At 52.1% G+C, this 12,941-nt stretch carries 16 protein-coding genes; 5 read left to right on the top strand and 11 right to left on the bottom strand.

All coding sequences use genetic code 11. The features are described from left to right. Window positions 1–61: 61 nt before the first annotated feature. The 3 genes from I2G61_RS05565 to I2G61_RS05555 all read right to left on the bottom strand — a co-directional run bounded on the left by I2G61_RS05565 (window position 62) and on the right by I2G61_RS05555 (window position 2,739). Window positions 62–574, bottom strand: a complete 513-nt coding sequence (locus I2G61_RS05565) for a hypothetical protein (protein ID WP_072683186.1) — start codon at window positions 572–574, stop codon at window positions 62–64. A gap of 106 nt (window positions 575–680) precedes the next feature. Continuing rightward, on the bottom strand, window positions 681–887 hold the full coding sequence (gene rpmE / locus I2G61_RS05560) for a 50S ribosomal protein L31 (protein WP_072683185.1): 207 nt from the start codon (window positions 885–887) through the stop codon (window positions 681–683). 400 nt (window positions 888–1,287) lie between these two features. Then, window positions 1,288–2,739, bottom strand: coding sequence for a glycoside hydrolase family 1 protein (locus tag I2G61_RS05555; RefSeq protein WP_072683184.1), 1,452 nt, complete (start codon window positions 2,737–2,739; stop codon window positions 1,288–1,290). Between the two features lie 172 nt (window positions 2,740–2,911). Between I2G61_RS05555 and I2G61_RS05550 the strand changes: the two genes are divergently transcribed. The 5 genes from I2G61_RS05550 (at window position 2,912) to I2G61_RS05530 (ending at window position 7,227) form a co-directional block, all read left to right on the top strand. Continuing rightward, the gene (locus I2G61_RS05550) at window positions 2,912–3,286 is read left to right on the top strand and encodes a RidA family protein (protein ID WP_006058241.1); all 375 of its coding nucleotides are present in this window, start codon (window positions 2,912–2,914) and stop codon (window positions 3,284–3,286) included. Between the two features lie 13 nt (window positions 3,287–3,299). Continuing rightward, window positions 3,300–4,676 carry a PTS transporter subunit EIIC gene (locus I2G61_RS05545; RefSeq protein WP_195548030.1) on the top strand — a complete coding sequence of 459 codons (1,377 nt, stop codon included), beginning with the start codon at window positions 3,300–3,302 and terminating at the stop codon, window positions 4,674–4,676. A 148-nt stretch (window positions 4,677–4,824) separates the two neighbouring features. Beyond that, a complete protein-coding gene (locus I2G61_RS05540) occupies window positions 4,825–6,036 on the top strand; it encodes a pyridoxal phosphate-dependent aminotransferase (protein ID WP_195548029.1) in 1,212 nt (403 codons plus the stop codon). Beyond that, on the top strand, window positions 6,029–6,523 hold the full coding sequence (locus I2G61_RS05535; protein ID WP_195548028.1) for a PTS glucose transporter subunit IIA: 495 nt from the start codon (window positions 6,029–6,031) through the stop codon (window positions 6,521–6,523). Before I2G61_RS05540 ends, I2G61_RS05535 begins: the two co-directional genes overlap by 8 nt. Before the next feature lie 35 nt (window positions 6,524–6,558). Continuing rightward, window positions 6,559–7,227, top strand: a complete 669-nt coding sequence (locus tag I2G61_RS05530; protein WP_072683179.1) for a transcriptional regulator — start codon at window positions 6,559–6,561, stop codon at window positions 7,225–7,227. A 67-nt stretch (window positions 7,228–7,294) separates the two neighbouring features. Here the strand turns inward: I2G61_RS05530 and I2G61_RS05525 are convergent, their stop codons facing one another. From I2G61_RS05525 to I2G61_RS05490, 8 genes are all read right to left on the bottom strand, one after another. Next, window positions 7,295–7,627 carry a thioredoxin family protein gene (locus tag I2G61_RS05525; protein WP_195548027.1) on the bottom strand — a complete coding sequence of 111 codons (333 nt, stop codon included), beginning with the start codon at window positions 7,625–7,627 and terminating at the stop codon, window positions 7,295–7,297. Between the two features lie 13 nt (window positions 7,628–7,640). Next, window positions 7,641–8,654, bottom strand: a complete 1,014-nt coding sequence (locus tag I2G61_RS05520; RefSeq protein ID WP_195548026.1) for a permease — start codon at window positions 8,652–8,654, stop codon at window positions 7,641–7,643. 76 nt (window positions 8,655–8,730) lie between these two features. Then, a complete protein-coding gene (locus tag I2G61_RS05515; RefSeq protein ID WP_195548025.1) occupies window positions 8,731–9,021 on the bottom strand; it encodes a helix-turn-helix transcriptional regulator in 291 nt (96 codons plus the stop codon). Between the two features lie 49 nt (window positions 9,022–9,070). Beyond that, the gene (locus I2G61_RS05510; protein ID WP_195548024.1) at window positions 9,071–9,250 is read right to left on the bottom strand and encodes a hypothetical protein; all 180 of its coding nucleotides are present in this window, start codon (window positions 9,248–9,250) and stop codon (window positions 9,071–9,073) included. A 121-nt stretch (window positions 9,251–9,371) separates the two neighbouring features. After that, window positions 9,372–9,905 carry an HdeD family acid-resistance protein gene (locus I2G61_RS05505; protein WP_072683174.1) on the bottom strand — a complete coding sequence of 178 codons (534 nt, stop codon included), beginning with the start codon at window positions 9,903–9,905 and terminating at the stop codon, window positions 9,372–9,374. A gap of 207 nt (window positions 9,906–10,112) precedes the next feature. Beyond that, complete coding sequence (locus I2G61_RS05500) at window positions 10,113–11,174, bottom strand: helix-turn-helix transcriptional regulator (protein WP_072683173.1); 1,062 nt, start codon at window positions 11,172–11,174, stop codon at window positions 10,113–10,115. Between the two features lie 229 nt (window positions 11,175–11,403). Continuing rightward, window positions 11,404–12,093, bottom strand: coding sequence for a YitT family protein (locus tag I2G61_RS05495; RefSeq protein ID WP_083538372.1), 690 nt, complete (start codon window positions 12,091–12,093; stop codon window positions 11,404–11,406). Then, the gene (locus I2G61_RS05490; protein ID WP_072683172.1) at window positions 12,090–12,920 is read right to left on the bottom strand and encodes an HAD family hydrolase; all 831 of its coding nucleotides are present in this window, start codon (window positions 12,918–12,920) and stop codon (window positions 12,090–12,092) included. Before I2G61_RS05490 ends, I2G61_RS05495 begins: the two co-directional genes overlap by 4 nt. Between the last annotated feature and the right edge of the window lie 21 nt (window positions 12,921–12,941).

Below are 12,941 nucleotides of genomic sequence, written 5' to 3'. Positions count from 1 at the left end.
TTTTATTTATCCTTTCCTATTGTACAGGAATTGATGTCTACTTTCCACCCTTGGACAACGGTTAAAAGCCGAAAGAATCAATATTTTCATGGATGACGCGAAGCAGCGTCTTCTGATACTCCGCCTGATGTTCCGGCGTATAAATCTCGCTTTCCAGATCATCATACAGCCCTTCCGCCACGTTTCCCGGATCCGCAGCGCTGCGCCGGATCGCTTCCTTCAGCGCCTCGGCATAGAAAGTTAGACCCCAGGCTTCAGCCGCTTCTTTGCCATAAATTAACATGTCCATGCCATGATTCGCCAACAGCTGAGGGACGCCGCCGCAGCCGATTTCCTCGTTGACGATCGGCAGGGTCAGAACATGCCGGTGAACATCCGGAATCTGCACGAGCAGTTCCGGTTCTTCCAGACCTTCGCGATAATAATGAAACAGCCAGTTGCTGACAGCTGTCAACAAGCGATTGTCCGTCATCCTTTTCAACTTTTTCTTCGTTACATTCCGATCCTTAATCATTAAAAACAACCCATAGATCAGTGCGAGGACAAACAGTGCCCCGCTGAACATCGCTAACATCAACGCTCCCCCTCATTCTTTTTAAAATCCCATCATCGAAAGAATCCCATGGCCCCCAAATCAGAAAAAAATAAGGGGCTTGCGCTCCTTATCCTTTTTCGCGTTGTTATTTCTTCAATCCGTACTTCTGATTGAACTTTTCGATCCGGCCCTGAGCCGCTGCGAAACGCTGTCTTCCTGTGAAGAACGGATGGCAGTTTGAGCAGGTATCGACGCGGATATCGTCTTTGACTGAACCCGTTTCAAACGTGTTGCCGCAAGTTGTGCAGGTGACTGTGACCTTATGGTAGTTTGGATGAATTCCTTTTTTCATAATTACTCTCCTTCCGCCTTGGACCCCTTGGCGTGTCCAAAGTAAGTGCTTATATATCTTAGCATAGCCCCATCGCAAAAGCAATCCTAAATTTCTTAATTTTCGCCTTGGTTAAGCGCTTTTCCTGACTTGGAAAGATTGGAATTTACGGCCGGAACTCCTTTTTTCAATCCTGTCTGAGAAATGGGGTTGAGAAGAAAGGAATGATCTTCCAGACGCCTTTTTCTTCATCCTGCTTTTCCCTGAATGGTTTAATCCTGTCCTGACTTGCGATTTTTTTACTTTTCCTTGATTTCTTCACTAAAAACGAGCTTAAAACCCGGTATAATATCGTTAGAAAAGGAGCCTTTCCCCATGAATATTCATGGCGGAAAGACTCCTTTTCCATAGATAATGAAGCTTAATCCAGATCCTCGCCGTTGGTTTCAATGACCTTTTTATACCAGAAGAAGCTGTCCTTGCGGTACCGCTTCAGATCGCCGCGGCCTTCGTTGTCCTTATCGACATAGATGAATCCATAGCGCTTCTCCATCTCGCCGGTAGATACGCTGACCAGATCCATCGTCGACCATGGCGTATAGCCGATCAGCTCTACCCCGTCGTCGATCGCCAGCCGCATCTGCTCGATGTGCTGACGCAGATAGTCAATCCGGTAAGCATCATGAATCTTACCGTCCGCCGTCAGCGTGTCGCGGGCGCCCAGACCGTTTTCCGTTACCATGACCGGAATGCCATACCGATCATAAATATGGTTCAGCGTGTAGCGCAGTCCTTTCGGATCGATCTGCCAGTCCCACTCCGTCGCGGTTAAATACGGGTTCTTCGCCCCACCCATGACGTTGCCGGACACCTGCGCACTGGTCGGATCCGAGCTGATGCAGTTGGACATGTAATAGCTGAACGAATAGAAATCCACCGTGCCCTCGCGCAGCTCCTTTAAATCCTGTTGAGTGATCTCAAATTCAATCCCGTGGCGTTCAAAGTAACGCTTTATATAATAAGGATAAACACCCTTGACCTGCACGTCGCCGCTGAAGCAGTTGCGCATCAGGTCTTCCTGCTGGGTCATCAGCACGTCATCCGGATTGCACGTCAGCGGATACACCGTGATATGGCAGATCATCGTGCCGAACTGGAAATCCGGATTGATCGCTTTGCCCAGCTTCACCGCCCGGGCGCTGGCGACAAACTGATGATGCAGCGCGGCAAACCGCAGGTTCGGGTTATCGACCTGATCGGTGAAGAACTCCGTGCCTTCGTTGAGGATGCCGGCATGATTCCAGTTGCCCAGCTTGGTCGTCAGGCAGTTGATTTCATTAAACGGAATCCAGTATTTGACGACGTCTTTGTAACGCTCAAACAGAACCCGGCAGAAATTCAGATAATAGTCGATGCAGCGCCGGTCGGCCCAGCCGTTGCATTCCTGCGTCAGCGCGAACGGGTTTTCATTGTGATAGATCGTAACCAGCGGCTCGATCCCCGCCGCTTTCAGCTCGGCGAACACGCGGTCATAGAACGCCAGACCGGCTTCGTTGGGTTCACTTTCATTGCCGTTGGGGAAAATCCGCGTCCAGTTGACGGACATGCGGAAGATATTGAAGCCCATTTCCTTGCACAGCGCGATATCCTCTTGATAATGATGATAGAAATCGACAGCCTCATGACTTGGATAGAAGTAGCGGTCTTCGTCGATCACCGGGGTGATCCGGCGCGGTTCTTTATGCGTGCCGTTGGTCATGACGTCGGAAATACTGACGCCCTTGCCCTCGGCCTGCCAGGCCCCTTCGCATTGGTTGGCCGCCGAAGCGGCGCCCCAGAAGAAGTTTTCCGGAAAGCTTTTCAGTTGTTTCATTGGTTTACTCCTTTTCTTCAATTTACTGAACTAAATTTCATTTACATTTTCATTATAGAGCATGTAACCGGTTAAATCAATAAAAATAATTTCATTATTTATAGTTGACTAAATTATTATTCAGTGATAATCTGAAAGTGTAAAAATTAATTTACCAAAAAGGGGGATTCAGATGAGAGAAAAGATTGCAACACCCAAAGCACCGGCAGCGATCGGGCCTTATGCCCAGGCTGTCCGGCTGAACGATTTTTTATTCGCTTCCGGTCAGATTCCGGTCGATCCGGAAACCGGCGAGATCGCAGGCGACACGATTGAAAGCCAGACCCGGCAGGTGATGAAAAACATTCAGGCAATTCTTGAAGCAGCGGACATGACTGTCAGCGACGTTGTGAAAACGACATGCTTCTTAGCGGACATGAACGATTTCGCGGCGTTCAATCAGATCTATGGCGAAACCTTCACCCACTGCCCGGCCCGCTCCTGCGTCGCCGTGCGGGAGATTCCCAAGGGCGTCTTGTGTGAAGTCGAAATACTAGCGCATAAATAAGGAGGAAAACAGAATGAAAAACAAACAACTGGTCGAAAACATCCTCAAGCATGTCGGCGGCACCGCCAACATTGCCACCGCGGCTCACTGCATGACCCGCCTGCGCCTGAACTTAAAGGATACCTCGCTGGTTGACGAAGCAGCGCTCAATCAGGTCGAAGGTGTGATGGGCGTCGTCAACAAGGGGAAACAGACGCAGATCGTCATCGGCACCGACGTCGCCAACGTGTATAAGGATTTCATCGAACTCACTGGTCTTTCCGAAGAAGCGGCGGTCGAAGAAAATCTGGACGACGTCAAATCCGATCTGAAAAAGAAGAAGGGAAATCTTTTAACCGGCTTCTTTGAAACGATTGCGGGCATCTTCAATCCAATCGTTCCCGCACTGGCCGGCGCCGGCTTAGTCCGCGCCATTCTGACGATCGCCGTCGTATTCGGTCTGGACAGCTCCGGCAATACCTACTTTGTGATCAACACGATTGCCAACGGGATCTTTACCTTCCTGCCGTTCTTGTTAGCAGCTTCCGCCGCAAAGCAGTTCAAGATGAACCAGTTCGTCGCGCTGACGATCTGCGCGGCGATGATGTCGGGCAACTGGGCCGGCTTAATCGCGGAAGGTACGACGACGTTCTCCTTCCTGGCAATTCCGTTCACGGTTGTTAATTATTCGTCCTCTGTGCTGCCGATGGTCTTTGCGATCTGGTTTGCTTCCTGGGTGGAACGCATGATCGACAAATTCATTCCGGGCGCGCTGAAGATCATTCTGGTTCCGTGCTTAACGATGTTAATCGCGACGCCGATCGCCTTGATGACAATCGGGCCGGTCGCCAACTGGGTAGGCCTGCAGCTGGCGGCGGTTGTGACCGTTCTGTTTGAAAAAGGCGGCGTCTTCGCCGGTCTGATCTACGGCGGCATCTATTCTGCGATGGTTGTCCTGGGTATTCATCACGGCATGGTTCCGGTTCTGGTACAGGGCATCACGACGCAGGGCTTCAACTATATTTCGCCAGCCAGCGGTTCTGCGAACATGGCGCAGGCCGGCGCGGCATTCGGCGTCTGGCTGAAATCCAAGAACCCGAAGACCAAAACGATTGCGGCATCCGCCACGATCGCCGCGGTGACCGGCGTTACCGAACCGGCGATCTACGGCATCAATTTCAAGTTTAAGAAACCGTTTATGGCTGCGGCCATCGGCGGCGCCTGCGGCGGTGCATTCGCTTCCTTCTTCGCTTTGAAAGCCTATGCGATGGGCGGCCCGTCGTTCCTGAACTTTGCGATGTTCTTCGGCGACAATCCGAGCAACGTCTGGCTGGTCATGGCGGCGTTTGCGATCTCGTTTATCGTCTCCGCGGTGCTGACGGTCATCTTCGGCTTCGACGAAAACCGCTGAGTCCATCCCCTTTCCGCTGAACTGCCGGTCCCTCCCACGCCGACGGTTCAGCTTGCCGCTCCCTTGGAAAAAGGGACATAGTCTACAATGGATGATAAGAACAGGGCTGCGCCAGGCAGCCCCTGTTTCATAGAAAGGAAACAACACGATGAAAGAGAAAATGATTCCCGCTTTCCGCAAAGCCGAGGGCGGTCTGTTTACCGCTGTGGAAAAAGCCGACGTCGGCAGCGCCTATCAGGAAATGGAGAAACAGGGCGTCGCGTTGATGGGCTGGGCTGATCCGTTTATGCCGGACGCCTCCATGCCCAAGCACGTCGAGCAGGCGTTGATCGACGCGATCCGGCATCCGTCCGCGCCGCACTACACCGCACCAATCGGTTCCTCCCAGCTGAAAGCGAAGATCGCGGAAAAGCTGAAAACAAAGAATCACCTGCTTGTCGATCCTGAGCGCAACATTCTGATCACGCCCGGCTCGGACAGCGGTCTGTATTTCGCAATCCTGCCGTTTATCGAGGATGGCGACGAAGTTCTGATTCCCTCGCCCAGCTATCCCAACAACACGCTGAACATTGAAATCATGGGCGGGCGCGTCGTTCCCGTCCCGCTGCGTCCGGAAACCGGCTATCAGCTGGAAGCAGAGCTGCTGGAACAAACCGTCAGTGAAAAAACAAAAATGATCGTGCTGACCCATCCGAACAATCCGACGACGACCGTATATAACCGGCAGTCACTGGAAATTCTGCGGGACTTTGTGATCCGCCACGATCTGATTCTGGTCTGCGATCAGGCGTTTGAAGACTTTTGTTACGAGAACGAAATGATCACCCCGGCCGCCATGGACGGGTTGTTTGAGCGCACTGTGACGGTCTTCTCCTTTTCCAAGGGCATGGGCTTGAGCGGTTTGCGCGTCGGTTATCTGGTCTGCGGCGATGAGATCATGGATTCGCTGTACGCCAACGCGGTTTCCGTTTTGGGCGCAACCAACACCGCCTGCCAGAAAGCATTGATCGCCGCTCTGGAGGATCCGTCGTTTATGCAGGAATTTGAACGGGCGTTCGACGTCCGCCGGCATGCTGCGGAAAAGATTCTCAATTCCATCCCCAACGTGCACGCCGATCTGCCGCAGTCCGGCTTCTTATGCTGGGTGGACGTGTCCCGATTGGGCGATTCCTCGCAGATCGTGCAGTATCTGGTGAAGCACGCTCAAGTCGCCGTCAACGATGGGAAAAATTACGGCCCGGGCGGGGAAGGTCATCTGCGCATCGTGCTGGGCGTGTACCGGGACGACGCCAAGGTGATCGCCGCTTTAGAACGAATCAAGGCCGCGCTGATTCAGTGGCAGGAGGAAAACCATGTTTAATTTGTTGAAAAAGAAAGAAACCGAGCCGACGGTACTGGCTCCTTGCGATGGCCGGATCGTTCCGCTCGAGCAGGTGCAGGACACGACGTTCAGTCAGAAAATGATGGGCGACGGCTTCGCGGTCGTGCCTGCCGGAGAGTATATCGTCGCGCCGTTTAAAGGCACGGTGCTGATGGTCTTCCCGACGCTGCACGCGATTGGTCTGCGCGCGGAGGACGGCCTGGAGTTTCTGATCCACATCGGCATGGACACGGTGAACGAAAAGGGCAAGGGCTTCGAATGCTTCGTCCGCGAAGGCGATAAAGTGAAGCCCGGCACGACCTTGATTCACTTCGATCGGGAAGCGCTGCAGGCGAAAGGGTATGATATGACGATTCCCTGCGTGATCACCAACGGAGCGCAGTTCTCAATCACCCGCTTCATCACGGCGGAAAATGTCAAAGCTGGAAAAACAAGCGTACTTACATATAGCCAGAACCGGGGTTGATCATTTACAATAAATGGAAGAAAAGAGGAAAGACTATGGCTTATCAATCTGTCGACCTGACCCTGGTAGATCAGGAAATTCTGAACTCCTATTCCAACATGATCGAAGGGCTGGCCTGTTATCTGGGGGAAGGGTATGAAATTGTCCTGCACTCCTTGGAAAATTACGAACATTCCGTAATCAACATCATCAATGGATCGCATACCGGAAGAAAGATCGGTGCGCCGATCACCGATCTGGCGTTAAACATGCTGGAAAAAATCGAAAATACGAATAAGGATTATATCACCTATTTCAGCACGAACAAAAAAGGCGAACCGCTCAAATCAACGACGATTGCGATCCGCGGGGAAAAGCGGAAGATCATCGGCCTGCTTTGCATGAATTTGTATATGAACACCTCGCTGAATGATTTCGTAAAGACGTTAGTCCCGCAGACGCCGGGGTTATTAGGCCAGCCGGCGATGGAAAACTTTGCGGACAATTCCGACGAGCTGATCGAATCGACGCTGCGCAGCGTCCGCGAGCGGGTGATGAACGATTCGTCCATCGCGCCGTCGAATAAAAACAAAATGATCGTGATGGGATTGGATGATTACGGGATTTTCAACATCAAGGATGCGGTGATCAAGGTCGCCAATCTGTTGGACATTTCCAAGAACACCGTTTACATGCACCTGCGCAACAAACAGAATAACAAATAAGAAAATCTCCGGGAAGCCTGCGTTCTCCGGAGATTTTTTCAGATTGGGATGAGCGAATTCGACGTTATCAGCAGGATTGTTTCAGCAGGGTCTTCGCTTCATCGACGCTCAGCACTTTGCCATAAGAAACGACTTTCCCCTTCACAACCAGCGCCGGCGTGCTCATTACGCCATAGGCGGCGATCTCAGTCCAGTCCGTCACATGCGCGATCGGCCAGTTCAGCTTCAGCTCTTCCGCAGCCGTTCTGACTGCCTTTTCCAGCGCGGCGCATTTCGCGCAGCCGGAACCCAGAATTTTAATCCCGGCCTCCTCTTCGTTCGAATTCACCGTTGCCGCTTTGATGGAAGGCGTTTGACAGCCGCAAGCCTTCCCGGTCGTTTGTTTTCCAAAAATCCGCATTGCTTTTTCCTCCTTAGATTAAAAATCCCTGAAAGCCATTGAACAGATAACCGACCAGAATAATTCCAATCGTGCAGACGGCGATGAACACCGCCAGCAATTTCGGTTTCACAGCTTTTTTCAGCATGATCATCGACGGCAGGCTTAACGTCGTCACCGCCATCATAAACGCCAGGATCGTGCCCAACTGCGCCCCTTTGGCCAACAGTGCTTCCGCAACCGGAATCGTGCCGAAGATATCGGCGTACATCGGAACGCCGACTAAGGTCGCCAACACGACGCCCAGCGGATTCTTACTGCCCAGCAGCGCTTCGATCCACACTTCCGGAATCCAGTTGTGAATCACCGCGCCAACACCGACGCCGACCAGAATATAAGGAAACACCTTGCTTAACGTTTCCTGAACCTGTTGGCGGGCATAAGTCAGCCGGTCTTTGCGGGTCATTGCGACATCGTCCACTGTTCCGGCCCGGGCTGAACGGATGAAGTCCTCGACTTGATCCTCAAGCTGCAGCTTTTCAATCAAGGTTCCGCCCACGACTGCGATCACTAAGCCAATGATCACATACAGCACCGCAATCTTCGCACCGAAAATACTCATTAATAAAACCAGACTTCCCAGATCCACCATCGGCGATGAAATCAGAAATGAAAACGTCACGCCTAACGGCAGCCCCGCACTGGTAAAGCCAATAAAAAGCGGAATCGACGAACAGGAACAAAACGGCGTCACCGTGCCCAGCAGCGCGGCAATCAGGTTCGCCCCGACGCCATGAAAGCGCGTCAGGATTTTCCGGCTGCGCTCCGGTGGGAAATAGCTTTGAATATAAGAAATCAACAAGATCAGCAGACACAGCAGCACCGTGATTTTAATCACGTCATATAGAAAGAAGTGAACGCTCCCGCCCCATCTTGAGGTCACATCCAAACCCAACTTTTCCAAAAGCAAGCCAATCCCCTGATTCAGCCACCGCATTCCCAGAATCTGATCCTGAATCAGCGACAAAAGATTTTGTAAGAACTCCATTTTACACTTCCTTCCTCTTTCAGATCAAAATATTTTGATATGTTGAAATTTTTTAAAAGCCATCCGCCGATGACTTCTACATTTCGTCCGTTTTCCACCCTGTCAGGAAAGCCAGTCTTCGCACAGCGTGTTCAATGCCTTCCTCGTTCAGCCGGTAATGCGTCCATTTCCCATCCTGACGGCTGACGACAATGCCCGAATCACACAGAATCTTCATATGATAGGATAACGCTGACTGGCGGATATCCAGAATCTCGATCAGCCGGCAGGCACATTTTTCGCCATCTTTGAGCAGCTCCAGAATTTTCAGCCGGTTTGCATCGCAAAACGCTTTAAAGATTTTGGTGTCGCTGGAATATTCCTCCATCGTTTCCCTCCCTCATATCAAATTTTTTTGATGTATTTTGATCATACAGTCAAACACTGAATTTGTCAATCTTCAGATCAAATTTTTTTGATATGATATCAACAATCAGGACGCGGCAGACAAACTCGCCAATCTGCGGGATATCTTCAAAAGCACGGTTGGCCTGCCTCTGCACAGCAGGCAGAACAATAAATTCTCCGGGGCCTTTGGGTTCGGGGATTTTCTTCATTTATATGGATTTTTCTTTCTGCGTAAAAGCCAGAACAAAAAAACGGGAGTGCCGGTATCGGGGTGTTCATTTTCCCTGTGCGGCGTTCCCGTTTTGATTTTTCTGTGCTGATCTTCGAAAGTTACAGCCAGAAGCGTTGGTAATAAATCCCGCGCAATAAGGCATGCGCGCCTTCGACGATCAGAGCAATCGCGAAGAGGGCCGACAGAGCCACTGTGCCGATCATTGGCTTGAAGAACGTCAGCAAGCCCAGAATCGTCATCGCCGCGCCGATCAAAACCAGCCAGCCCCAGCCGTCAAAGTTCAGCTTTTTCAGATCAAAGCCGCCGACCAGCTTGGACAGGCCGGAGAACATGATCCACATACCGAAGATATACGGCAGCACCGACGCGACCAGCACGCTGTTGCCCAGAAACATAAAGCCGACCAATACGCCGAGAATTCCGTCCAGCAGCTGCCAGCCGGAACCCAGCATCAGATTATGAAATACAAAATAAATCGTCAGGTCGAAAATACCGCTCAGCAGGATGACAAACCCGATCATGCCAGCCATGGAGATCAGCGACGCATCGGGATTAAACAACAGCGTACAGCCGGAAAGGATCAACAGAATCCCTGCGATAAACCACAAAATCCGAGTCATTGAATTCTTCATCATGTCCACTCCCTTTTTTGCATCAGACCCATGTTCTGATTACACCTACATCTTAATCCTTTTTCTTTCCAAAGGAATAGACAGCCGCGGAAATCTGTCGAAATCTGAAACAATCCGCCAAGATTGTCAAAGCTGCAGGGCGCCATGGCAATCTGAAATGGCCTTTTTCAAGCAGACCGCTGACATTCATGCTTTTTTACAGAGCACTCAGGCCGGATCATCCGGGGTTAAATAGCGGGAAACAAATTTCGCATACGCCGGATCTTCCCGCAAGAAAGCCAGCTTCTCATCCCGCTGCAGTTCTTTGAGCAGCGAGCTTATTAAAATGGTGTTGAACGTGCCTACGTCATTGGTGTTTTTAATATGCGGATAGAGCGGGGAAATCGACGGATCCCACGGCTGTTTGAGCGCTTCCAGCATGCGCTGCAGAGCGTCCAGACACGGCTTCGCCTCTTTTTTCTGCAAGGCCAGCAGGAAATCAGCGATCGCGTGATCGTAAGGCATCAGATCAAACTGTTCCGCGGTTTGGCGCGACAGCTCGCCATAGCGCTCAGCCCGCTCGCTCTGCCCCTGCTTCCAGCTGAGATCCATTAAATTACTCAGCTGTGTAATCAGGTTGTTCGCGGTCTTTAACAGCTGGCGTTCCATGAGATCCATTGCCTTTTCTTCCTCGCCGCTGGCAAGATGCAGGTTGATTTTCAGCTGCTGCTTATCCACGGCCAGCGGTTCGGGCAGCTGATCGAGCAGTGTCCGGGCTTCGTCCAGCGCTTTCCGCTCCAGAGCGTCGGAAAACAACATCACGATTGCGGATTCCCGGACATGCCGGTTTTCCCCCTTTGCGCATAACCACAGCCAATCGTCAGCCTGCGCCTTATACCGCGAGGCGTCTTCCGGCCGGGTCATCGTAACGGAGCCTTTAATCATCGTCGCCATGCCGTAGATCAGCGTCATGCAGTTAGGATATTCCCGGATCCTGTCCCGTGCCATTTCAAAGGCGGCTTCCAGATCGCCGTTTTTCACCTGCTCCGCGACTTCGTTCATCAGGTTGGCAACTTCCAAGTCTGTCAGCTCGTCTTGAAAGGAAAGCAATGTGTTCAAATCTGTTTTTAACAGCCGGGCTAACGGCGGCAAAAGCGTGATATCGGGATAGCTGTTGCCGTTTTCCCATTTGTTGACAGCCGGGGCGGAAACCCCCAGCAGTTCGGCGACGCGGTCCTGCGTCAGCCCCAGCTCCTTGCGGCGCTGGCGGATCACTTCGTTCATCTTCATCATGAATCTCCTTTCATGTCGTTTGCGGATCGTTAAGAAAAAGCTTTTTCCAAGTTTATCTTAACAGCTGCCCAACGCTTGTACAACTGAATGGAAAGAAGGTTTTGGTTAATTTTTTTAACTGTCAGTTAAGCAAAAAAAATCAGATCCGCAGGCACAAGGGCTCGCAGACCTGATCGACAGGTGAAGCTTATTCGTAAGATTGGTCATGTCTTCTGCGGATAACCGGTTAATCCAGAGAAACCGACGCCGTGACGCGTTCTTTCAGCTGGCAATAGCCGGAACATTTCCGGGCTGCCGGAAACGTGAACGCCATCGACCGGCCCAGTAACAACATCGAGACCCAGGTCCCCTCGCGCAAGGTCGTCAATTCCAGATGGAAAATTACGATCAGAAGCAGGCTGAGTCCGATGAAAAACATATCCGCCCGGCTGCGCAGAACACTGAACGGGATGGCCCACCGCTGGGACAGCACCATGACCAGCTGCTCAAACGGATGCCGAATCAAATCCGCCGTCATCATCACCGCCACGCCGTACGACGCCAACAAAATCCCGGCGATCATCGCCAGCCACTGGACGCCGTAGCTGCCCGGAATCCAGGTTGAGAAGCCCGGCAGATCATAACAGAACACGTTGACGATCTGTCCCTGCAGCCAGGCGACCAGCACCTGCAGCAGCTGCAGCTTGGGAAACTGCCGCCGTTGAATTAAAATCTGAATCAGGACGCAGCTGCAGTTAAAGATGATGATCAACGTACCGCTTTTCAGCCGGGTCAGAAACGCCAGATTCTGCGTAAACGCCACGACGGCGGTCTGGCCCAGTCCGGACTTCATCATAAACGACAGGCCCAGCGCCGTGATCGCCACGCCCAGTACCATTTCAATCAGCTGTAAGCCTTTTAAAGTCTTTGTTTTCATGCTTGTTCCTTTCCGATGGGAATCCCGGTGTAATTTTCAATCACCCGCAGCACGCCATAGGCCGTATTCGCCGGTGCAATGTGATTGACCTGCGCCAACAGCGGTTCCTCTGCGTTGCGCATGATGTGTCCGTAGCGGAATTCCTGCAGCATTTCCAAATCATTCTCGCTGTCGCCAAAACACAGCACTTCCTCGTTTGCCAGGCGCCGCGATTCGCAAAGCTGCCGCAGCGCCGCCGCTTTGGAAACCGCGCTGTCCGTCATTTCAATCACATCCCCGTGAACGACGCTGACCTTGAAGTCTGTCGCAGCCCGCGCCCAATCCGCCAACGCCGGCCGGGAATCATAAATTTCAATTTTATAACAAGCGCCCAGCTGTTCCAGCGGCGTGTCCGTCAGACTCAGAAAGCCATGTTCCTGCGCGAACAGCGCCGGATCCGGCAGCCGCCTGACTAACGTTTCCATCCGCTGCCGGTAGGCTTGCGGGTCGCTGCACCAATTTCCCTTTTCCATCGACGCAACAGCCAGAACTCCCCGCTTTTGGATTTCATGAAGCATGGCCTGCGCCGGTTGGGTCTTCATCGGCCAGCGCTGCGTCAGCTTTCCCCCGCGGTCGTAAACCAGCGCGCCATTTAAGGCGATCACCGGACAGCGGAAGGCGTACTTCGCAAACAGCGGTTCGACAATTTCCATCGCCCGGCCGCTCGCCAGCACCCATTCAATCCGGCGCGCCGACAGCTTCTTCATATAATCCGCAATCGTCTGATCCAGACAATGATTCGCGTTGCACAGCGTCCCGTCCAGATCCGTCGCAATCAGCTTGATCATCGCCGTGATGCCCCCTTTCAT

This window comes from Holdemania sp. 1001095H_141210_F2 (assembly GCF_015558105.1).
Lineage (GTDB): Bacteria > Bacillota_I > Bacilli_A > Erysipelotrichales > Erysipelotrichaceae > Holdemania.
Note: the sequence above shows the minus strand (reverse complement) of the source record. Positions and strands in the feature narration are given on the sequence as shown.